15 protein-coding genes and 4 pseudogenes are annotated in these 20,973 nt (G+C 71.2%); 9 read left to right on the forward strand and 10 right to left on the reverse strand.

All coding sequences use genetic code 11. The features are described 5' to 3' along the window. Positions 1 to 465: 465 nt before the first annotated feature. From ACFVWD_RS29930 to ACFVWD_RS29965, 8 genes and pseudogenes are all read right to left on the reverse strand, one after another. On the reverse strand, positions 466 to 1,434 hold the full coding sequence (locus ACFVWD_RS29930; RefSeq protein WP_389600552.1) for a pyridoxal-phosphate dependent enzyme: 969 nt from the start codon (positions 1,432 to 1,434) through the stop codon (positions 466 to 468). Positions 1,435 to 1,587: 153 nt separating this feature from the next. Continuing rightward, complete coding sequence (locus ACFVWD_RS29935; protein ID WP_389600554.1) at positions 1,588 to 2,547, reverse strand: ornithine cyclodeaminase family protein; 960 nt, start codon at positions 2,545 to 2,547, stop codon at positions 1,588 to 1,590. Between the two features lie 13 nt (positions 2,548 to 2,560). Then, positions 2,561 to 3,730: an alanine racemase gene (locus tag ACFVWD_RS29940; RefSeq protein ID WP_389600556.1), complete on the reverse strand. Its 1,170-nt coding sequence runs from the start codon at positions 3,728 to 3,730 to the stop codon at positions 2,561 to 2,563. Then, complete coding sequence (locus ACFVWD_RS29945) at positions 3,727 to 4,245, reverse strand: PAS domain-containing protein (protein WP_389600558.1); 519 nt, start codon at positions 4,243 to 4,245, stop codon at positions 3,727 to 3,729. The genes ACFVWD_RS29940 and ACFVWD_RS29945 overlap by 4 nt, the downstream gene beginning before the upstream one ends. A 493-nt stretch (positions 4,246 to 4,738) precedes the next feature. After that, positions 4,739 to 5,722, reverse strand: a complete 984-nt coding sequence (locus ACFVWD_RS29950) for a zinc-binding alcohol dehydrogenase family protein (RefSeq protein ID WP_389600560.1) — start codon at positions 5,720 to 5,722, stop codon at positions 4,739 to 4,741. A 687-nt stretch (positions 5,723 to 6,409) separates the two neighbouring features. Continuing rightward, positions 6,410 to 6,793: pseudogene (locus tag ACFVWD_RS29955) on the reverse strand (PLP-dependent transferase); the annotation flags it as partial. 722 nt (positions 6,794 to 7,515) lie between these two features. Further along, the gene (locus ACFVWD_RS29960; RefSeq protein ID WP_389600562.1) at positions 7,516 to 9,144 is read right to left on the reverse strand and encodes a protease pro-enzyme activation domain-containing protein; all 1,629 of its coding nucleotides are present in this window, start codon (positions 9,142 to 9,144) and stop codon (positions 7,516 to 7,518) included. 139 nt (positions 9,145 to 9,283) lie between these two features. Continuing rightward, positions 9,284 to 12,193 carry an AAA family ATPase gene (locus ACFVWD_RS29965; RefSeq protein WP_389600564.1) on the reverse strand — a complete coding sequence of 970 codons (2,910 nt, stop codon included), beginning with the start codon at positions 12,191 to 12,193 and terminating at the stop codon, positions 9,284 to 9,286. Between the two features lie 395 nt (positions 12,194 to 12,588). Here ACFVWD_RS29965 and ACFVWD_RS29970 point away from each other — a divergent pair, with 395 nt between their 5' ends. After that, complete coding sequence (locus ACFVWD_RS29970) at positions 12,589 to 12,756, forward strand: hypothetical protein (protein WP_389600581.1); 168 nt, start codon at positions 12,589 to 12,591, stop codon at positions 12,754 to 12,756. A 17-nt stretch (positions 12,757 to 12,773) separates the two neighbouring features. Continuing rightward, positions 12,774 to 13,196: a nuclear transport factor 2 family protein gene (locus ACFVWD_RS29975; protein ID WP_389600579.1), complete on the forward strand. Its 423-nt coding sequence runs from the start codon at positions 12,774 to 12,776 to the stop codon at positions 13,194 to 13,196. A gap of 207 nt (positions 13,197 to 13,403) precedes the next feature. Here ACFVWD_RS29975 and ACFVWD_RS29980 read toward each other — a convergent pair whose 3' ends face one another. Both ACFVWD_RS29980 and ACFVWD_RS29985 read right to left on the reverse strand, forming a co-directional pair. Beyond that, complete coding sequence (locus ACFVWD_RS29980; RefSeq protein ID WP_389600566.1) at positions 13,404 to 14,279, reverse strand: PhzF family phenazine biosynthesis protein; 876 nt, start codon at positions 14,277 to 14,279, stop codon at positions 13,404 to 13,406. Between the two features lie 130 nt (positions 14,280 to 14,409). Beyond that, positions 14,410 to 14,535 (reverse strand): annotated as a pseudogene (locus ACFVWD_RS29985) (IS5/IS1182 family transposase); the annotation flags it as partial. On the opposite strand from ACFVWD_RS29985, the pseudogene ACFVWD_RS29990 reads away from it, so the two are divergent. The 7 genes and pseudogenes from ACFVWD_RS29990 to ACFVWD_RS30020 all read left to right on the forward strand — a co-directional run. Next, positions 14,533 to 15,216 (forward strand): annotated as a pseudogene (locus ACFVWD_RS29990) (ABC transporter permease subunit); the annotation flags it as partial. The pseudogenes ACFVWD_RS29985 and ACFVWD_RS29990 sit on opposite strands and share 3 nt — an antisense overlap. 259 nt (positions 15,217 to 15,475) lie before the next feature. After that, entirely contained in the window at positions 15,476 to 16,087 is a 612-nt protein-coding gene (locus tag ACFVWD_RS29995; protein WP_389600568.1) for a hypothetical protein, read from the forward strand. A gap of 40 nt (positions 16,088 to 16,127) precedes the next feature. Next, positions 16,128 to 16,871: a YcnI family protein gene (locus ACFVWD_RS30000; RefSeq protein ID WP_389600570.1), complete on the forward strand. Its 744-nt coding sequence runs from the start codon at positions 16,128 to 16,130 to the stop codon at positions 16,869 to 16,871. A gap of 195 nt (positions 16,872 to 17,066) precedes the next feature. Further along, complete coding sequence (locus tag ACFVWD_RS30005; RefSeq protein WP_389600572.1) at positions 17,067 to 17,318, forward strand: hypothetical protein; 252 nt, start codon at positions 17,067 to 17,069, stop codon at positions 17,316 to 17,318. Next, a complete protein-coding gene (locus ACFVWD_RS30010; RefSeq protein ID WP_389600574.1) occupies positions 17,318 to 19,573 on the forward strand; it encodes a heavy metal translocating P-type ATPase in 2,256 nt (751 codons plus the stop codon). Before ACFVWD_RS30005 ends, ACFVWD_RS30010 begins: the two co-directional genes overlap by 1 nt. Beyond that, positions 19,570 to 20,091 (forward strand): copper chaperone PCu(A)C, encoded by a 522-nt coding sequence (locus tag ACFVWD_RS30015; protein WP_389600576.1) that lies wholly within the window; start codon positions 19,570 to 19,572, stop codon positions 20,089 to 20,091. Before ACFVWD_RS30010 ends, ACFVWD_RS30015 begins: the two co-directional genes overlap by 4 nt. 150 nt (positions 20,092 to 20,241) lie before the next feature. Continuing rightward, positions 20,242 to 20,853: pseudogene (locus ACFVWD_RS30020) on the forward strand (hypothetical protein); the annotation flags it as partial. Positions 20,854 to 20,973: the final 120 nt, after the last annotated feature.

The following is a 20,973-nucleotide window of genomic DNA, read 5'->3' on the forward strand; positions in this document are numbered from 1 at the left end:
GTGACATCTCGGGGCAGTCGTCGGAAATGTACTTGCATGTCCCGGAATGTTGCCATGATTTGCTACCGGTTCGCGCCAAGGGCGGCCGCGGGATCTCTGGCGGCGGCCGGGGCAGTGCGGCGGTGTGAGGAGCGCCGGAGCACCTCAGAGGGGAAGCTGCGAGTGGTGCCCCTCCTCGGGCTCGAACCGCGGGCGCACGTGGAGCCGGACGCGCCCAGGGTGATCGAGGAGTGGAACAGCACCATCCCCGGCGGACGAGCAGAACCGCCGAGCTGCCGGGGCTGATGGCGCTCCCTGAATCTGGTGCAGGCAAGGCATTCGTGAGGCGTGACGGAGCGTCACTTACCTGACACCGTCACGCGTTCGACGGCCTCGCCGAACGGCCCCGCAGCTGGACCGCGAGCCGATCAACGGCGTTGGCCGAGGCCGGGAGGACACCTTCCGGCTCACGGGTGGATGGCCTGATCATTCTGCGCACAGTTCGGCGAAGCGCTGTGCGTTGATGTTGCCGCCAGAGATGATCAGGCCGACCCGGGGCGGGAGCTGGTCGATGCGGCCGGCGAGCAGGGCAGCAAGTGCGGTGGCGCCGCTGGGCTCGATGACGATCTTCAGGCGTTCGAAGGCCAGCCGCATGGCGTCGCGGATCTGATCGTCGGTGACCAGGGCGATTTCGTCGACGAGTCGCTGGTTGATGGAGAAGGTCAGCTCGCCGGGAATCTCGATCGCCTGACCGTCGGCGATTGTTCGCGGCACGGGGATGGAGATGCGCTTGCCCGCCTCCAGGGATCGCTTGGTGTCGTCTCCGGCCACCGGCTCGACTCCGATCACCCGGATCCCGCCGTGGAGACCTTTGGCAGCGGTGGCACTGCCGGCGATCAGGCCACCACCGCCGACAGGGACCACCAGCGCGCCGAGTTCACCGGCCTCCTCGATCAGTTCCAGCGCAGCGGTACCCTGCCCGGCGATGACGTGCGGGTGATCGTAAGGCGGGATGAGCGCCATGCCGTGTTCGGCGGCCAGGGCCTGGCCGATGGCGTCCCGGTCACCGGTGTAGCGGTCATAGGTGACGATCTGCGCGCCGTAGCCGGCAGTGGCGTCCACCTTGGACTGCGGGGCGTCCTCCGGCATGAGGATCACTGCCCTGGTGCCCAGTTCCCGCGCGGCGAGGGCGACGGCCTGGGCGTGGTTGCCCGAAGAGTAGGAAGCGATGCCCTTGGCCAGCTGCTCCGGTGACAGTCGGGAGGCGGCGTTGTAGGCGCCGCGGAACTTGAACGCGCCGATGCGCTGGAAGTTCTCGCACTTGAGGTAGACCTCCGCGCCGACGAGCTCGTCCAGGGTGCGGGAGCGCAGTACGGGGGTGCGGTGCGCGACGCCTTTGATCTGCGCGGCGGCGTCGCGGACGTCATCCAGGGCTACTGGCGGGGTGTTGGTCATGCCTGTGCTCCATCCGGGGTGGTGTTGGCGGGCTGCATGCCGTCTGTGACGGACGCGGTGGACCTGGCTCTCAACTCGGCGAGGTAGTCGCGGAGGCGCGGGAGACGCCGTGCTCAGCGAGACTGCGGAACAGCTTCAGACGCTGCGCGGGTGTCATCCGCTGCTGTCAGTGCACGCCTCTGGGGCGTTCGGGACCGCGTTCAGCAGCGCCGTCGCTACGCAGAGGTCCTGCAGCGCGATGCCGGAACTGTCGAACACGGTGATGTCCTCGGGTGTGCGTCGCCCCTCGGCCTTGCCGGTCAGGACGTCTCCGAGCGTGTCGAGTCGCAGGGTGCCGTCGGCGACGAGGTCCGCGATGTTCTGGAACTCGCCGATGGCCACTGACTGGGTGGGCAGGTCGCAGAAAAGCCGGGCCTTTTTCAGCAGCGTGGGCGGAAGTTCCTGTTTGCCGTGCGCGTCCGAGCCCATGCTGGCGATGTGCGTTCCCGGCCTGATCCAGTCCGCGTCGAAGAGGGGGGAGTGTGCGGTGGTGGCTGTCACGATGACATCGGCGTCGAGACACGCCTCGCGGGCCGTCGTGAGTCGGCCGCAGAGGCCCCTGCGGGAGAGTTCGGCGAGGAACCGCTCACCGCGCTCGGCGGACCGGGCGACGACGTGGATCGTGTCAAAAGGACGGACCTTGCTCACGGCGGCACATTCGTACAGTGCTTGGTGCCCCGTCCCGAAGACTGTCAGCGTCGACGCGTCGGCACGCGCCAGTGCGTCGGCGGCGACGGCGTCGGCCGCGGCCGTGCGGTAGGCGTTCACGGTTCCGGCCTCGATCGTGGCGGCGATACGGCCGACGGTCTGGTCGAAGAGCAGGACGATCGAGTTGTGTCGGGAGATGCCCCGGTCCGCGTTGCCCGGCCAGTAGCTGCCGATCTTTACCCCGGCGAGTTCCCGCGACGCGGCCGATTTGACGGTGAATCGGTTCTCGGAATCCGACCCGTGTCCCAGCACGGTGGGAAAGGAGTCGGCCCCCTCGGCCGCGGCGATCAGAGCCTCCCGCACAGCGGTGAAGGCGAGCTCTTCGCTGATGAGGGCGGCGGACTCAGCCTCGGAGATGAAACGCACGATGGTCTCTCCTTCACCAGCCCCGGACGCGCTGCCACCGAGAGCGCACAGTCCGGGACCGAGGGGCGGTCACGTAGTAGACGTCGTGCTGCGCGGCGGTCGCGCAGGCGTGGATGGGCAGGATGCGCAGCCGGGTGCCGACCGGGATGTCGGGCAGTTCGGCGCCACTTTCCGGACGGATCGAGAGAATGCCGTGTTCCTGGCTGGCGTCAGTCATCACCAGGTCCTCGTACAGGGCGCTGTCGAGGTCCGCGACGAGACCGTACCCCTGGTCCACGCGCTGGACGGTGGTGCCGCGGTCGCGCGAGGTCGCCATCCATCCGCCGTCGGTGACGATCCATCCCTTGTCCGGGCGGTGTCCGATGACCGTGGTGACGACTGTCATCGCGAGATCATCGATGGTGCACACCCCGATGCCGGCCATCACGAGGTCGAAGAAGACGAAGTTCCCCGCCCGGACCTCGGTCACTCCGGTGAGGTCGGTCGCGAAGTGCGCGGTCGGGGTGGAACCTACGCTGACGACAGGGGCTTGGTGGCCCGCCGCGCGCAGGTCTTCGGCGGCCTTGACGGCGCAGCGGCGTTCGTTGTCAGCGGCGGCGGCGAGCGCCACCGGGCCGTCCGCAAAGTACGACTCGCCGGCGTGGGTGAGCACCCCGCGCAGTTCGGCTCCGCCGTCCACGAGAGTCTGCGCGATCTGTCTGGCGGCCGGGTCTCCGGGTAGGACACCGCCGCGGTGACCGTCGCAGTCGACTTCGATGAGCGCGGGGATCCGCGTTTCGCCGGAGCGGGCCGCGCGGGCGACGTAGGCGGCCTGTTCCAGGCTGTCCAGCAGCACGACGAGATCCACCCCGCGCTCACGCAAGGCGATCACACGGCCGAGTTTGTCCGGTGCGATTCCCACCGCGTAGAGGATGTCGGTGAAGCCCGCCTCGGCGAACGCCTCGGCCTCCGCGAGCGTGGACACGGTGATCGGCCCCGGCCGGCCGTTGAACAGCATCCGCGTGACGTCCACGGACTTGGCTGTCTTGACGTGCGGGCGCAGTTCCGCACCCAGAGCGTCCAGGTGTCCGCGCAGCCGGGCGATGTTCGCCTCGGTCTTGCCCGGGTCCAGTGCCAGGAACGGTGTTCCCGGCTCGTCCAGAGTGCCCGCAGACGGGGCGCCCCCTGTCGGATCATGACTCATGACTCTTCCCTCTCTGGCCCCTCGATCACGGTCCCGCGGCATTTCGCGAGGTCCGCGTAGATGGCAGACCGGGAAGCTCCCAGCCTCGCGGCAACCCGTGGGACCGCGTTCCGCACGGCGAACACCGCGCGTTCATCGAAGGCGCGGAGCAGGTCGAGCCGCTTACCTCGGGTGAGGCTGACGATCGGATTTCCCCGAGCCAGTACCTCCGCGCGGACCATGACGTCGACCACCTCGTCGAAGTCGTTGGCGAACGTTGTGGTCGGGATCCGCGCGGGCGCGGCTCCGGCCGGCGCCGAGAGGAGATCGCCGGCCTGGCGCAGCGCGGTCACGTCGAGGTTCAGCGCCCCACCGACCTGTCGGCCGGTCACCTGCCCGGCCACCGCGACGACGGACCGGTCGCCCCGACGACAGTCGTGCAGGACGACCTCGCACGCAGGACCGAACGTCGCCGCCAGCCCTTCGATGACAGGCGTCAGAGCAGCCAGGATCGCATCCGTTGCTCGATCGGACATCAGCCCACCTCCACACCGCCGTACACCTTCACGCCAAGCATAGACTAGAGGTCTAGGGTCTAGACATGGAGTCCAAAGTCCACCGGTCGTTGAGTGGGGCCGGTTCCTCATCGCTGTGGTGATCCGGTAGAGGGGGGCGCCTCCGATGACCAGTCCCGCCGAGAGCCCCACACCGGCCGAGACCGTCACACTCCCGCTGCTCAGCTCACCATCACGCCTTCACTTCAAGGGACGCCGCCCGGACGACGCCGGCCGCGAGCGGCTGCTTTGCAATGCAGGAGCCAAGTACGCCTGAGGCTAGCCAGTGGATCAGCTGACTGACACATACTCGGCACGAACAGTCAGGTGGACGGGCATCGACGAAGTGGGAGCCATCAGCCGCGGCGAGCGTCCCGGCACGCTGGTGTGCGTGCTGCCGTCGGACGGTTTCGATGGGTCCGCCGCCACTTGCTGCAGCCGCCGCGGCCACATTCCCGGCTGCCTCAGCCGCCCTTCATACGGCCAGCAGAGTCTTCCCCACGTTGCGTCCCGCCTGCATCCGCTCATGTGCCCGGGCCGCGGCAGCCAGCGGAAGGATGTCGGTGACATCGATGTGCACGCTTCCCGAGGCGACGAGCTCCAGGGCTGCCAGACCATGGGTTCGCAGGAGGTCGGGGGCGCGTCGGGAGACGTCGCCGATGTTGTAGCCGGTCAGCGCGCGATTGTTCTTCCACAGCGGGAGGAGCGGCAGGTTCAGGCCGGGGTGGCGAGCGGCTTCGCCGTAGAAGGCGACACGGCCGAAGGGGGCCAGCAGGTCCAGACTGGCAAGGCGCGTGGGGCCGCCCACGGGGTCGAGGACCACGTCCACGCCTCGCCCGCCGGTCGCGTCGCGCACCGCGCCGGGGAAGTCCTCCCGCGGGAAGACCGCGTCGTATCCGAAACGCTTGGCGTACTCGGCCTTGTCGCTGCTGCCGACGGTGCCGTACACGGCGTCCGCGCCGAGTGCACGGGCGATCTGGGCGGCGACGGAACCCACGCCTCCGGCCGCAGCATGGATCAGGACGCTGTCGCCGGGGCGGAGCCGGGCCGCTCCGGCGAGGACGCCGTAGGCCGTGGGCAGGACGAGTGCGGCCCCGCCGGCGGTCCGCAGGTCGATCTCGCCGCGTGGGGTGTGCAGAGGGAAGGTGAAGCGGGCCGGGGCGACGGCGTACTCGGCGTAGCCGCCGCCGTCGGGCAGGTACACGGCAACCGTGTCCCCGACGGCGAGTCCGCTGATGTCCTCGCCGAGCGCGGCGACATGCCCGGAGGCTTCCATGCCGGGGATGTCGAGTGGGTTCGGCGGGCCGAAGTCGCCGAGGCGGTGCTGCACTTCGGCGTAGTTCACTCCCGCGTAGGCCACCCGGACCAGCACCTCTCCGGGACCGGCTTCAGGGATCGGCACCTCTACCGTGCGCAGGACCTCGGGCCCGCCGTTCTCCTCGAATCCGATCGCGCGCATGACGTGTCCTCCTGTGATGTGTTTTGGTTGCAGTTCGGGTGCGCCCGCCGCGGCTCTGGCTCCACCGGCGTACGACATGGTGTTCCGCCGCCCTCAGAAGGGCGTCGCTCGCCTTGCCGAGGAGGGCCAGCAGTCGGATCGCGAGGAACAGCCAGTCCTGCGCGATCCCGAGTCCAGCCCGGACATGACGGCCCGAGCGGTCCGGGAGAGGCCCACCAGGCCGACAAGGAGCAGACCGAGCGAGGCGCCGACGGCCACGCCTGTCAGGACTCCCCGGGTACGGGCACGAGTGTCTCCTCGTACAGCCAACATGAGATTTCCGGGCGCAGACATTTTCGGCGGCGCACCGGTGGGGCGAGCTCAGGAACTCGGTGTGAGGCGCAAGGCGTTCGGCGCCCGGACTGACGGCTGGTCAGCGGATGGCGGCGCAACAGAGCGCGGCTGCGACACGTACCAAGTCGACGCAGCGGCGGCAGGTCAGCGACTGGCGTGGCATGCGGCGATGCAAGCATGGGTGACTCGGAGGCGTCAACGGACTGTCACCATCCGAGACGATCACCGCCGTGCGGGCCCGTGGCCTGGCTGCCTGGTGTGGAAAGGAAGGAGATGAGGGAGGGGAGACCGGGTGGGTCAACAATAGGAGCGGGCCGCCGCGGCGGACGCCGGGGGACACTGCTGCTCGACTGCTGAAGACATGCGGTGGTCGCCGGCGGACGCCAGCGTCAGGATGGCGAGCGTTTCCGCGGCCTGACCGGAGGCGAGCGCCACCGCGGCGACGCCGCCCTCCAGCGCGGCGACGCGCTGCTCGAAGACGTCCTGGGTGGGGTTGTGGATGCGCGTGTAGATGTTGCCGGGCTCGGCCAGCGAGAACAGGTCCGCGGCGTGCTGGGTGTCGCGGAAGACGAACGAGCTGGTCTGGTAGATCGGTACCGCCCGCGCCCCGGTCGTCGGGTCCGGCGCGGCACCGGCATGGATCTGCTTGGTCTCGAACGACCAGGCCGAGGTGTCGGGGCCTGCGGGCTCGTCCTCGGGGGTGTGTCCCGCGGTGACGGAGTCGATGGGCTGGCTCATGTTTCTCCCTTGTGCGGCGTGCGAAGTACGGAGGCGCGCGGGGGCTGGCGAAGGCACCGCAGGGCTGCGCCCCGCGCCCGGACAGGGGCAGCGGACGGCGCGGTGCGGAGAGGGGGAGTGATCAGGTGCCGGAGCGGGGCGTCAGCTCACGGCGGAACAACCCGAGGTGGTGACACGCACGTAGTCAACGTGGCGGCGGGTCACGAGCACGGTCATGCAGCCAGGTAACCACAGAAGGTCATGAAGCACCAGCGTGACGTGTGGAGTTGAAGGACGACCGTACCCCCTCACCCGCCGGGACATGTGGTGGGCGCACCTGCATGCGTGTGCGGTGATGCGGCCACGGAACGCACCGGGCAGACACACATGTGGCTGCTCGGCCTGTTCTGGGCGAGCCGCCATGGCACGCAAGGCGTGCTCCACCGCCTCGCCGCACCAGCACATGGCTCGACTGCCGGGGCTGCCGCAGTCCGGCGCAACGCTGCCTGGAGACCACATGACCAGCCGGCGCGCGGCCACTGTCACGTCCTGATGGTGACCTTCGTCATGGCGGCCCCCTGCAAGGCTTGCCGCGCAGCCTACTCCGTGAGCCGGGCCCACGAGCGGACTCATGTGCGACGGAGTCGGGACGCGTTCGGGCCGCAGGGACGCAGACAGACCCGCAGCGCGGGCCGGGAGTGATCCCGGCCCGCGCTTTACTGGTTGGCCTTCAGCCGCTGGGGTCAGCCGAGAAGCTTGCTCGCCAGGGTCGCGGCGTTGTACGAGCCCCATCCGGTGGTGAAGTCCCAGCCGGTGGCGGCGGAGTAGTCGCCGTTGCTGCCGCTGGTGATGTCGTGGAAGCCGGTGCCGCTCGCCGTGTAGAGGGCGGGGTTGGCGAATCCGAGGTTGGCCTTCCCGGCCGCCGTGGCCTGCTGGTTGTACAGCGCCGCGAACGCCGCCCATTCGGGCGCGGCGGCGCTGGTGCCGCCGACCGAGGACCAGGAGCCCTGCGAGTAGATCGAGACACCGGGGCTGGGGTTGGCGTGGGCCGAGACGTCCGGCACCTGGCGGTAGCCGCCGCCGGCGCTCTTCTGCACCGCGGTCTGCCAGCTGGGGATCTTGAAGACGGAGGACTTGCCGCCGCCGCCCCCGGACCAGGCCACCTCCTTGCTCCACGCGTTGGCCGAGGTGACGGTCAGCTTGGTGCCGCCGACGCCGGTGACGTACGGGTCGCTTGCCGGGTAGTCGACGGAGGTGCCGCCGTCGCCCGCGTCGTCGGAGCCGCTGTCCCCGGAGGCCGCGTAGAAGCCGAGGCCCTCGGCGGCGCCCGCCTTGAAGACGGCGTCCACGGCGTTGATGTTGGAGGTGGTGCGCGCGCTCTCGGCGGCGCCCCAGCTGATCGACGTGGTCGGGATGCCGCTGTCGACGATGGCCTGGTAGGTGTCGACTTCACCGGCGTCGGAGTTGGGACCCTCGAAGACGGTGACGTTCGCCTTGGGGGCGATCGCGTGCAGGACCTCGATGTCCAGCTCCACCTCGACCTGGCCGTCGCCGAGCGCGCCGGAGCCGCCGTCCACCTTCTGCACGGTCGGGGTGGGCGAGCCCAGGCTGTAGTTGGTGTCGTACTTGGTGATGTTCGACTGCTGGAAGCCGTCGAACTCGAGCAGCGCGATCTTCTGGCCGCTGCCGGTGTACGTACCGGAGACGTTGTAGCCGCCCTTGAGCTGGGCCGGGGTGTAGCCGCCGCCAGGGCCGTTGTGGGGGGTCACGGTGGAGGGCGCCTGGTGGTGCAGCTGGGCGCGGTTGTTGAGGCCGGACACGTCACTGACGAGGGAGGCGATGGCGGTCGGCAGGGTCGGCGCGGTGTCGTTGGCGTAGAACGAGCGCCCCGACGCGGCGTCCTTCCAGGTCGACAGCTTGGTGCCGAAGGCCTTCTCCAGCTGGGCGGCGGTGCCGCTGGCGTCGACCAGCAGGTTCCCCGAGTGGACGGTGCCTACGGTGAGCCCCTGCGCGCGCAGGTAGTCCTTGAGCTTCTTGATCTCGGCGTCGGTCCGGCCGAAGCGGGCCGCGAACTGACGCTTCGTCAAGTACTGGCCGTAGGAGCTCGACCGCGGGTTGCTGACCTTGGCGACGAAGGTGTCGAGCGCCTTGTCGTCTCTGGGGGCCAGGCTGATCGCCACCGATATCCGCTTCCCGGCGGCGACGTTGCCGGTGTGGGTCGCGTTCTGGTTCAGGCCCTTCAGGACATCTCCGGTGATCGCCGCGCGGGTTGAGTGGGGCTGAGCGGTGCCCGCGGCGTAGGCGGCGGGGACGGCGGCGGCGAGCAGGGCCGGCGCGGCGACCAGGCCGAGCAGTTTCAGGCGTGACTTCACTGAGGTCCTCCGGAGAGTGGGGGTGGTGTCCCGGAAGCGGAACGGCTTCACCGTAGGAACATCAGCCCCACCCGCATAAGCGGGGGAACCCTTGCGTCACGTGTTAACTGCGGATGTCGCGTGAACCGCGGATGTCACGTCAACGGCGCGTGTCGAGGCGCCGGGGAATCCGCACCCGGCCGACCTGATTCGTCATCACCGCCTGGGTCGGGGGCTTTACTTGGTCGTCGTCGCCGGAATCCACGGCCGCCCCGGACGCGATGACGGCGACCGCCATCGCATGGGCGAGCGCGGTGCGCGAGCGCACGCCGACCTTGCGGTAGACCCGCGACAGGGCACCTTCCACCGTCTTGACGCTGATGAACAGCTCCGCGGCGACTTCCCGGTTGGTGGCCCCGCCGCCGACCAGTCCGGCGATCCTGGCTTCCGTGGGGGTGAGTTCGGGCCTGCCCGCGCCTGCCTCACCGCTCCGCTCTCCGGCTTCCAGCCGCGCCAGCTCGTCCCTGGCCCGCGTCGCCAGCGGAGCGGCGCCGATCCGTGTCGCGGTCTCCAGGGCCTCGCCGAGGACCGCTCGCGCCGCGTTCCTGCGGCGCGCGCGGCGCTCGACCGCGCCGAGCGCGATCAGGGTGCGCACCAGCTCCACGGGCAGAGGAAGTTGACGCAGGCGGTCCACGGCCGCATGCAGCCGTACCGCCCCCTCCTTCGCCCGGCCGAGTCCCGCCTCACGCAGCCCCTCCGCCCGCTCCAGAGCTGCCAGTACGCTCCCGGGCGCATCGCCGGAGGCACGCGTGCGGGCCTCGCGGATCACAGCCCCGGCCGCGTCCGTCTCGCCCAGGACGACCAGGGCCTCGGCCAAGTCGCCGTACCAGTGCAGCAAGGGCGGGTCGGCGGCGGACATGGCCTCGCCGAGTTCCTTGACGCGTTGCAGCGCCTCGACCGCGGCCGCGGCCCCCCGTGGGTCGCCGACGAGCAATTCGGCCTGCCCGAGCACCGCCAGCGCGCGGAGCAGGAACAACCGGTCGCCGTCCGCCTCCGAGGCCCGTACCGCCTGCTCGGCGAGGTGGCGGGCCTCGTCGGCGGTGCCGCCCGCGGACGCCGCGAGCGCCGCCGCGTACAGCGCCGGAGCCGCCTGTACGCCCGTCTCGGCCATGGCGCGCGAGCAGCGGGCGGCGGTGCGCAGCGCCTCCCGGCAGTGCCCGGAGCGCACCTGAATACGGGTCAGCGACACCAAGGTGGCCATGACCTCCTCGACCCCGGCGAAGTCGCCGATTTCCGCGAGGAGTCCGGCGACCTGGTCCCGGGCCTCGGTCACCTTGTCGGAGTCCAGGGCGAGGATCGCCCGCATCCGGATCAGTCCCCAGCTCTCCGGGCCGGCGCCGGCGCCGCCGACCAGTGTGAGCGCCTCCTCGAGCGCGGCGTCGGCGGCGACGGGTTCCCCCGCCAGGGACCGCACCCGGGCGAGGGTGGCGAGCGCCCCGATCCGGGTGTCCGTGTCGCCCGCCCGGGCCGCATGCCGGGCAGCGCGCCGGGCATGCCGGGCCGCCTCCTCCAACTCCCCGCACAGCAGGCCGCGTACCGCCGCCCAGTGGTGCAGCCAGGCCTCGGCCTCCGGGTCGCCGGCAGCGTCCCGCAGGCCCTCCTCTATCAGTTCATGGGCGCCCTCCAGCGCCTGCCCGGCGTTGCGCAGCATGATCAGCCGGGCCCGCACCCGCTGCCGTGCCGAGCCCGACTCGGCGAGGACGGTCTCGGCCGCCTGCCCCGCCTCCTCCAGTTGTCCGGCGTCGCACGCGTACTCGGCCGCGGTCAGCAGCCGGTCGGCGCGATCCGCGGAGCGGTCGCCGGGGGTGCGTCGGACAGCGAGTTCGGCCAGTTCGAAGGCGGCATCGGGTGCGCCGTGGCGCCGGGCGGACCCGGCCGCGGACATCAGTGTGCGGGCGGTGGTCTCGTCCTCGTGCGGGTGGGCGAGAGCGAGGTGGCGGGCCTGCTCCACGGGCTCGGTGACCGCGCGAGCCAGCAGGGCGTGCACCTGCCGACGGCTGTACTCCGGGGCGTCGGCATAGACAGCGGCCCGGATCAGCGGATGGCGGAAACGTACGGTTCCGTCGGCGTCGGCCGTCGCGACACCGAGTCGTTCGGCCTCCGCGAGGTCCGCGGCGGGGTCATGGAGTCCGGCGGCCCGCAGCAGAGTGAGGCTGGGGCGGGCGGCGGCGCTCGTGACGAGGAGAGTGTGCCGCGTTGCGTCCGGCAGCGTACGCGCCTGCTCCAGCAGCAGGGTACGCAGCCTTCGGGGTACGGGCAGCGCCCGGCCGAAGCCGACGGGCCCTCCGTCGCGCGTGGTGGCCCGCCCCAACTCCAGTGCGTACCACGGGTTCCCGGCAGCGGCGTCCTGGATCGCGCGCAGCACCGCCGGTGGCAGGTCGGCGCCGATGCTGGTGCGCACAAGGTGTGCCACCTCGCCGTCCGCCAGCGGCGGCACGGGAAGTTCGACGGTGCCCGGCGGACAGCAGCGCAGCCGTTCGGGCTGTTCGCCGTCGGCCACCCGCTCGGCGGCCACCATCCGTATGTCGAGGTCCTCGACCCGGCGTAGGGCGAAGGCGAGCACCTCGGCGCTCGGCTCGTCGAGCCACTGGAGTCCGTCGACGACCAGCAGAACGGGGTCGGTGGCGGCGAGTGAACGCAGCACTTCGAGGACGGCGACGCGCACGGCGAGGCGGCTCTGATCGCCGACCGGTTCCCGGCCGCGCAGCAGGGCCTCCCTCAGAGCTGCCCGGGGCGCGGGCGCCAGGGGCTCAAGGAAGCTCTCCGGCACCCGCGAGAACAGGTCGATGAGGCCGACGAACGGGAGCCGGGCGTCCTCCTCCGCGGGCGAGCAGTGCAGCACCGTGCCGGCCGACCGGTCATGCGCGGCCAAGGACGCCATGAGGGCGGCAACGAGCATGGACTTGCCGATCCCCGCGGGACCGTGGAAGAGCACTCCGGGGCGGGCCGTCAACTCGGCCCGGGCGGTGTCGAGCAGTTCGCGGCGCCCGGTCAATGACCGTACTCCCATGGCAGCCGCCCATCCATTGCCCTGGAGGTGGCGCCCACGGTCTTAGCGCACGCCGCGCCCAGTGACCGGCTGCAACCGGCGCCCAGGTCTGAGCCCTCGGCTCGGCGAGTGCAGCAGGTCCCAAGGCATCGCAGCATGTGTTCATGACAACCTTCGCGGATTCGCCTTGTCAAATGACGTCCGCCGCGCCGCCTGTACGCCAGGTACCTGCGGTTGCCATGCCCCTCGTTGCCGCTGCCGCCCGCCCGGCTGGTCGGGCAGGCGAGCGTCACGAGGTGCTCATACGTCATCGGGAGGTCTCGGCCTTGGGGCCTGTTCGGCGGATCAGGTCGCAGGAAACGGGCGTTGCCTCATCGACGCAGATGGGCGTGCCAAGCGCCGAGTCCACTTCTCAGGTGAAGCGTACTGACCTGTATCCGTATGTCCGCGTCCAGGACGACGGCCGTGGGGTCGTCACTCGGGCGGGCGGGGTGCTGCTGGTCGAAACAGTCCGCAAGACCGGCCTGGATCACGCCATAGTGATCACCAGCCGCCTGTACGCCTTACTTGGGGAGGTCTTGTGAGTCTGAGTCCGCGCGAGGTGTTTCTCCGGCTTGTTCATGGGGTCGCCGACGGGAACGTCGACGAGTTGCCTGACCTGTATGGCGAGGTCACCGATGTCCGGCATCCGATGGCGACGCCGGAGTCCGAGCCGTTGACGAGTCGGCGTGCGCTCCAGGGGCACTTCACGGTGCCGCCGGAAGTTCGGGAGTCCTTGCCGAAGAGGCGGGTCGTCGATGTCGTCGTTCACGAGACCGCCGATCCTGAAGTGATCGTCGCCGAGTTCGCCTATGAGTTCACGTTGCCGGACGACTCCATGACCAAGGTGCCCTGCGTCTTCATCATGCGTGTCCGGGACGGTCAGATTGTCGAGTCGCGCGACTACATCGACCCGATCCGTACGTACACGGCACGCGGAGACCTTGACCGTCTCATCGCGTCGTTGCGGAAGGATGTTTCCTGAGGTCCCGGTTTCCGGCTCTCATCAACGAGCCCGTCCGTTGGCATGAGCTTGGGGTGGGGAGATTTAACGCATGAAGAGTGGACCCGGCTGAAGCCGCATCGGCCGAAGTCCGGGCGGCGCGGCAATCCCGCGCCAAGGATCGTGGAAGTGGGACGCTCTGTGACGGCTGGGCAGACTTGTGTCTGCACAGCCGTCATGGCCGGCGTTTTAGCTGATGCGAGCTCCCGTGCCGCTGACACGGACGCGCGGGTCACCCGCGCGCAGCGTCACCGTGAGTTCGCCAGGGCGGCCCAGGTCCTCGCCCTGATGCAGGGTGAGGACGACGTCCTCGGGGACCAGGCCGAGCTCGCGGGCGTACGCCCCGAACGCGGCGGCCGCGGCGCCGGTTGCCGGGTCCTCGACGACGCCGCCGACGGGGAACGGGTCACGGACATGGAAGACGGTGGCCGACTCTCGCCACACCAACTGGACCGTGGTCAGGTCCAAGCGGTGCATCAGGGCTTCGAGGCGCGCGAAGTCGTACGTGAGATCAGCGAGGCGCGCGCGTGTCGCCGCCGCGAGAACGAGATGGCGGGCACCGGCGAACGCGATACGGGGCGGGAAGGTCGGGTCGAGATCGGCGGCAGGCCAGCCGAGCGCGGCGAGCGCCTCCGTGAGGTCGGCGTCGGCGATCTCCTCGATGTGCGGCTCGACACTGGTGAGTGTGGCCCTGACGGTCCCGCCCTCGTCGGCCACCTCCACCGGCACGGCGCCGACGCGCGTCGCGAATACCAGCTCCCCGGGGCCTATCCGCTCGGCGAGCGCGACCGCGGTCGCGATGGTGGCGTGCCCGCAGAACGGCACCTCGGCCTTGGGGCTGAAGTAACGGACGCTGTAAGCCCGTCCCTCCTGGCCGCCGAGGCCCTCCGGGGGCGCGGTCAGGAACGCGGACTCCGAGTATCCGAGGTCGGCGGCGATAGCCAGCATGTCGCTGTCGTCCAGGGCGGTGGCATCCAGAACGACGCCGGCGGGGTTTCCGCCGTCAGGGGCGTTGGAGAAGGCGGTGTATCGCAGTACCTCGGGCCGCGGCGCATTCGTCGTCATGCCTGCGGCAACGCGGGGCCGGCCGCGGCTATTCCTGGACGCGGGGGGCAGGGGCCCCTGCGGCGAGCCGCACATCGATACGGACCCACCCCTCCTTTTCCCGAACCGGGCCTCCGTGCCGACAGATGGTTCATGGGCGTCGCCTCGGGCGGTTGTCCCAGCGGTGGGTGGTCCAGGACTGTCGGATGAGACTACGGACGGTGGTGATCGTGTCGGCGAGGTCGAAGAAGGCGTCGATGACGGTGGTGCGCCGCTCGGCGCGCGTCGTGGGCTCGCCGGACGCCGCCCCGGTGACAGCGGAGCCGCGCTGCCCGAGTTCCTCACCGCCTCCGTGCTGGCCACCCTGGTCGGCGTACAACTCGGCTGGCTGCCGGCGCTCGGCCGGTACGGGCCACGCTGGATGGCGCTGCCCGCGCTCTCCCTCGTCCTGCCCGCCGGGGCGGTACTCGGCCGCATGCTCGACGACCTGCTGCCCAGCGCCTTCGCCGAACCCTGGGCTCTGGCCGCCGCCGCACGCGGGGTGCCCGGCCGGAGCGTCGCGCGCCAGGCCGTCGCTTCTCAGGACGTCTCGCCGCACCGTCAACGCCCTGCCGCCGGTCCTCGTCGCGTTCCTCGTCACGGCGTTGGCGGGGAGCGATTCGGCGGCGCCCGCGCTCGCGGTGGCCCCCGTCGCCTGGGCCCCGCTGGCCGCGCACACGGCCGCTCTGCTCCGACAGGAACGGGCGACCACGCACGTGCTCGCCACCCGCGCCCTGGGCGACGGACCGCTCCAACTCCTGCGTCGCGACCTGCTCCCCGCCGTCGTACCGCAGGTCACCAGGCACGGGCTGCTCCGGCTTCCGGGCATCGCCCTCGCACTGGCCGCCCTCGGCTTCCTCGGCCTCGGCGCCCAGCCCCTGTCCCCCGAAGGGGCCTGCTGCTCGCCGAGAACCAGCCCGGAAAGTCCCTCGACGGCGGACATGGCGCGACCTCCCACCGGTACTACGGCTGTTGATCCTCACCCAACCCGCCTTCAGCGTCGGCTTCTTCGCCGTGCTCCCTTTCCTGGCCGAGCACCGCCGCGATTCGCGGAAGACCTCAGCCGAGCCGGGAACTGAACGGTGTCCGCGTCCGACTCGTAAAGGGGGGCAGGTCTGACCAGGTAGGACGTGGCGGTGGTGCGTATGCGCGGTGAAGGGGAGAGATCCTCTGGCTGCATGGCGGCATCGGGTGGCGTGAGCGTGTCCCTGGCGGTACGGAGTCTGCGCGCGGCCGTGTTCGCCGTGCTGTGTGTGCTGCTCGCCGCCGGGGGACACCTGCTGGCCATGGGCGTGGCGCCACCCGTGTGGGTGCAGAGCGTCGGCGCCGTGCCGGTCTTCGTAGTCGGCTGTCTGCTGGGCGGGCGGGAGCGCTCGCTGGTCGGTATCGGCGGTGGGACGCTCGCGGCCCAAGGAGGGCTGCACCTGGCGTTCGACGCCTGTCGGCCGCATGCCGTGATGGTCATGCACGGGATGCGCATGTCCCATTCGCATCCCCACTCCCACGCGCTGACGCCGCACGCCACCGCCGCCCATGTCGCGGCGGCCCTTGTGCTGACCTGGTGGCTGCGGCGCGGCGAGGCCGCACTGTGGTCGCTGCTGCGGTGGGCGGTGGCGTTCGTGCCGGGCATTGCCGCCTGGTGGCAGGCGATCAGAGGGTTCCGGCGCGTCTCGAACGCACCGGAATCGGGGCGCCGGGCTGCCGACGGGACGTGGACGCTGCGGCGGACGCGGCTGCGGTATGCCGTGCACCGGCGCGGACCGCCGACGCGGACGTCGTACGCGATCTGACCCTCGACCTCCCTTCCCCAGTACGGAGATCCACTCACTCATGTCCACGACACGCACCACCCTGCGCCGTGCCGGCCTCGCCACCGCTCTCGCCGCCGCCGGGGTCCTCGCCGCCGCCGGCGTCGCCTCCGCGCACGTCACCGTCCACCCCGAGAGCTACGCCAAGGGCGCCACCGACGGTGTTCTGACCTTCCGTGTCCCCAACGAGGAGAACACGGCCGGTACCACCAAGGTCCAGGTCTTCCTGCCCACCGACCACCCCGTCCTCGGCGTGCTCGTCACCCCCCAGGACGGCTGGACCGCCAAGGTGACGACCACGAAGCTCAAGACGCCCGTCAAGACCGACGACGGCACCATCACCGAAGCCGTCTCCGAGATCAGCTGGACCGGCGGCAAGATCGGGGCCGGCCAGTACGAGGACTTCAACGTCGCCTTCGGCCAGCTGCCCGACGACACCGACCAGTTGACCTTCAAGACGCTGCAGACGTACTCCGACGGCAAGACCGTTCGCTGGATCGAGGAGGCGTCCGGTGGCGAGGAGCCGGAGAACCCGGCGCCGGTGCTCAAGCTCAAGGCCAAGAGCGCGGAGGACGAGGGCAGCAGCGTCTCGACCGACTCGTCGGCGACCCCGAAAAGTTCCGACAGCTCCAAGTCGACCGCGTCGAGCAGCGATTCGGCGGCTCGCGGGCTCGGCATCGGCGGGTTGATCGTGGGTGTGCTGGGGCTGGCCGCGGCCGTGTTCGCGGTCCTGCGCAGCCGCTCCGCGGGATCCCGGGCCGAGTAGGCCGGTTGCCCTGCCGACGCACATCCGTCGGCAGGGCAGGCCGTCCGTCCGCCGACGTGGCGCACAGGACGGTCCGTCCTCGCGTGACGCGCGCCACATGTCTGCTCCGGAACCCGGCCGGTGGCCGATCCGACCACTGAACCGGTACGGCGCGATCCGACCGACGCCGTCCGACGTGACCTGGAGACGCGGTTGATGGATGAGTCCCGGCAAGCCTCCTCGACCGGCGCGGGTGCGGTCCTGCGGAAGGCGGCGCCCCCGCCCGCACTCTGTGGCTTCCTCCTGCTGCTGGCCCTGATCTTCACGGTGTCCTACGCGGTGGGTGCCGGCGCCGGTCCTGTCGCACCCGGTATGCACGGCAGCGGCACGAGCCGCGACGGCGGCGATGGTGGCGGAGGCGGAGGCGTGGACGACGACATGGGCGACATGCAGGGGGGACACGGCTGATGGGCGCCGAACCGGTGAGCACCCTGGTGACGACCGATCTGACCGTCGGCGGCATGACCTGCGCCGCGTGCGTGACCCGTGTCGAGAAGAAGCTCGGCAAGCTCGACGGAGTGACGGCGAGCGTGAACCTGGCCACCGGGCGGGCTCGCGTGAGCCATCCGACGGAGGTCGGCGTCGGGCAACTCGTGACGACGATCGAAAAGGCCGGTTACACGGCCGCGGTCCCCGAGCCGCCCAAGAAGCAGCCGCGTGAGGTCGGGCGGGAGACCGAGGAAGCGCGGCAGGAGCGCGACCGGCTGCTGGTCACCGCGTTGCTCGCGGTGCCGGTGCTCGTACTGTCGATGGTGCCCGCGCTGCAGTTCCGCAACTGGCAGTGGCTGTGTTTCATGCTGGCCGCGCCGGTCGCGGTATGGAGCGCCCGGCCCTTCCACGTGCGGGCGGTACGAGGGCTGAGGCACTCGGCGGCGACCATGGACACGCTGGTGTCGCTGGGCGTGGTGGCGTCCTTCTCGTGGTCGGCGTACGCGCTCTTCCTCGGGGGCGCCGGCGATCCCGGGATGCGGATGCCGTTCAGCCTCGTTCCCTCCGCCTCGGACGGCGTCGCGCACATCTATCTTGAAGCGGCCGTCGGCGTACCGCTGTTCGTACTGGCGGGGCGGTTCCTGGAGGCGCGGGCCAGGCGTGGCACCGGGGCGGCGCTGCGATCGCTGGCCGAACTCGCCGCCAAGGACGTGTCGGTACGGGACGGAGATTCCGAACGGCTCGTTCCCATTGAGGAGTTGGAGCGCGGTCAGGTCTTCGTCGTACGGCCGGGCGAGCGGGTCGCCACCGACGGACAGGTGGTGGAGGGCAGTTCGGCCGTGGACCTCTCCCTGGTCACCGGGGAGAGCGAGCCGGTCGAGGTCGGGCCGGGCTCGGCCGTGGTCGGCGGGGCCGTCAACGCCGGTGGGCTGCTGCTCGTACGGGCCACGGCGGTCGGTGCCGACACGCAGCTTGCCCGCATCACCCGTCTGGTCACCGAGGCACAGGCCGGCAAGGCGCGTGTCCAGCGGCTGGCCGACTCGGTGGCCGGTGTCTTCGTGCCGGTCGTGCTGGCGCTGGCCGTCACCGCGCTCGGGTTCTGGCTGGGTGCCGGCGCCGATCCACAGGCGGCGGTCACCGCGTGCGTGGCCGTCCTGGTCGTGGCCTGCCCCTGTGCGCTGGGCCTCGCGACCCCGACCGCTCTGATGGCCGCCACCGGCCGCGGTGCCCAGCTGGGCGTCCTTGTCACTGGCCCGCAGGCGCTGGAGGGGCTTCAGCACCTCGACGCCGTCGTCCTCGACAAGACCGGCACGCTCACCACCGGCCACATGAGCGTCGCCCGGGTCACCGCCGTACCGGACGGACTCGGCCGCGACGCGGTACTGCGGCTGGCGGGGGGCGTCGAACAGGGGTCGGAACATCCGCTCGGCCGGGCCGTCTGCGCCTACGCCCGGCGGGAGCTGGGCGAGCAGCGGCTGCCGGACGTGAGCGAGTTCAGTGCCCTGCCGGGGCGGGGGGTGCGCGGCCGGGTCGAGGGGCGGCTGGTCGAACTCCTCGCCCCGGACGACGAGTTGCCCGCCGCGCTCGCGGATGCGCTGCCGGAGGCCGAAGCCGCCGCGCACACGCCCGTACTGGTCCGCGTGGACGGGGTGGCCGAGGCGCTGGTCGAGGTCGGGGACGTCGTACGCCCCGGAAGCTATCGCGCCGTCGACCGGCTGCGGCGGCTCGGCGTGCGGCCCGTGCTCGCCACCGGTGACCGCGAGGCGCCCGCCCGGGCCGTTGCCGAGGCCCTGGGCATCGACCAGGTGCACGCCCGCTGCACGCCAGAGGACAAGGCCGAGTTCGTACGGGAGTTGCAGCAGCAGGGCCGGCGGGTCGCGGTGATCGGCGACGGCGTGAACGACGCCGCCGCGCTGGCCGGCGCCGACCTCGGGATCGCCATGGGCACCGGCACCGACGTGGCCATCGGGGCCGCCGACGTCACCCTCGTACGCGGCGACATCGAGGCCCTCGCGGACGCGGTCCTGCTGGCCCGGCGCACCCTGGGCACCATCCGCGTCAACCTCGTCTGGGCCTTCGGCTACAACCTCGTGACCGTGCCGCTCGCCCTGGTCGGCCTGCTCAACCCCATGCTCGCCGCGGCGACCATGTCCGCCAGCTCGGTACTGGTGGTCGGCAACAGCCTGCGGCTGCGCGGCCGGGGGCCCTCACCCGCCCGGAGGCGTACCCGATGACCGGACAACAGGATTGGCGTCCGACACGCCGCCGGCTCACCGACACCCTGCTCGCCACGCTCGCGCCCGTCGCCGTGTGCGGCCTGGCCCTCGGCGGTCTGAGCATGTGGACCGCGTACGGCAACGCGGGCAGCCCGGCCCGTGTCACGGTCACCGGGGGACAGGTGTACCTGCCCTACGGCGACGCCCGGGACACGGCGGCCTTCTTCCGGATCACCAACAGCGGCGGCTCGGCGGACCGGCTGCTGAAGGTGACGTCGCGCGGGGCCGACGGTGCCGGCATCCTCAGCCGACACAGCATGACCGGCGCTCGCTCCGCCTCCGCGCAGACAGTGGCGTCGGTCGTCGTCCCGGCCGGTGGCAGCCTCGCCATGTCCCCGTACGGCCTTGATGTGACGGTCCCGGCCAAGGCGGGCCGGCAGGCCGGTGATCTCGTCTCGTTCACGTTGCATTTCGAACGCAGCGGGGCTGTGAAGACCCTGGCTGTGGTGGTCCGTCCGGGCCAGGACGGCACATGATCCCTCACCCGTAGAGGTCGGCCCGACCGCCTGTCGAGTTCCGGCGGGGCGCCGTGTCCTGTATCACTCTCTTCAGGGTGAGTGGCGGGCCCGGGTGCTGTGCGTACCCACCCGCGACGAGCGAAGCCCAGATGCGAGGATGAGGCCGTCATGACTGCTGGGTGGGGTGCGCGCACGATGCGGGCCGCGGTGTTCGCCGCCGTCTGCGTGCTGCTCGCCGCCCTCGGTCACGTACTGATGTCGGGCTCCACCGTGCCCTGGTGGACGATGGCCGCCGGGTTCGCCGCCACGACCGGCGTCGGCTGGAGTCTGGCGGGCCGTGAGCGCGGGCTCGCGCTGGTGGTGTCCGCCGCGGTCGTCGCACAGGGGGCGCTCCACTCGGCCTTCTCGTTGGCCCAGTCGGCGGCATCGGGCGCCGGTACGGGCTCCGTGGGGCACGGCATGAGCGGTTGGTCCATGGGCTCCGTGTCCATGGACGCGAGGGACATGGGGTCTTTGGGCTCCATGGGGTCCATGCCCATGGGGCGTTCGGAGCACGCGGGGCACCTCGGTCAGTTGGCTCACGGCATGGGCGGCACGTCGTCGTTCGGCATGCTTGCCGCCCACGCCCTGGCCGCCGTGCTGAGCGGGCTGTGGCTGGCCTATGGCGAGAGGGCCGTGTTCCGCGTGCTGCGGGCCGTCGCGGGATGGCTGGCGGCTCCGCTGCGGCTGTCGCTCGCGCTGCCCGCCCCGCCGCGGGGGGGGCGCCCCCGGGCCCCCCCCCCCCCCCTGTGGGGGGCGCGGGGGGGGGGGGGGGGTTTTTACCCCCCGGGCGGGTTTTGCCCCCCGAGGCCGTTCAGGCCGACGGGGGGGTCTGGGGGCGGCAGCCCCCCAGGGCAGGGA

It is taken from the genome of Streptomyces sp. NPDC058086, from assembly GCF_042885015.1.
GTDB lineage: Bacteria > Actinomycetota > Actinomycetes > Streptomycetales > Streptomycetaceae > Streptomyces.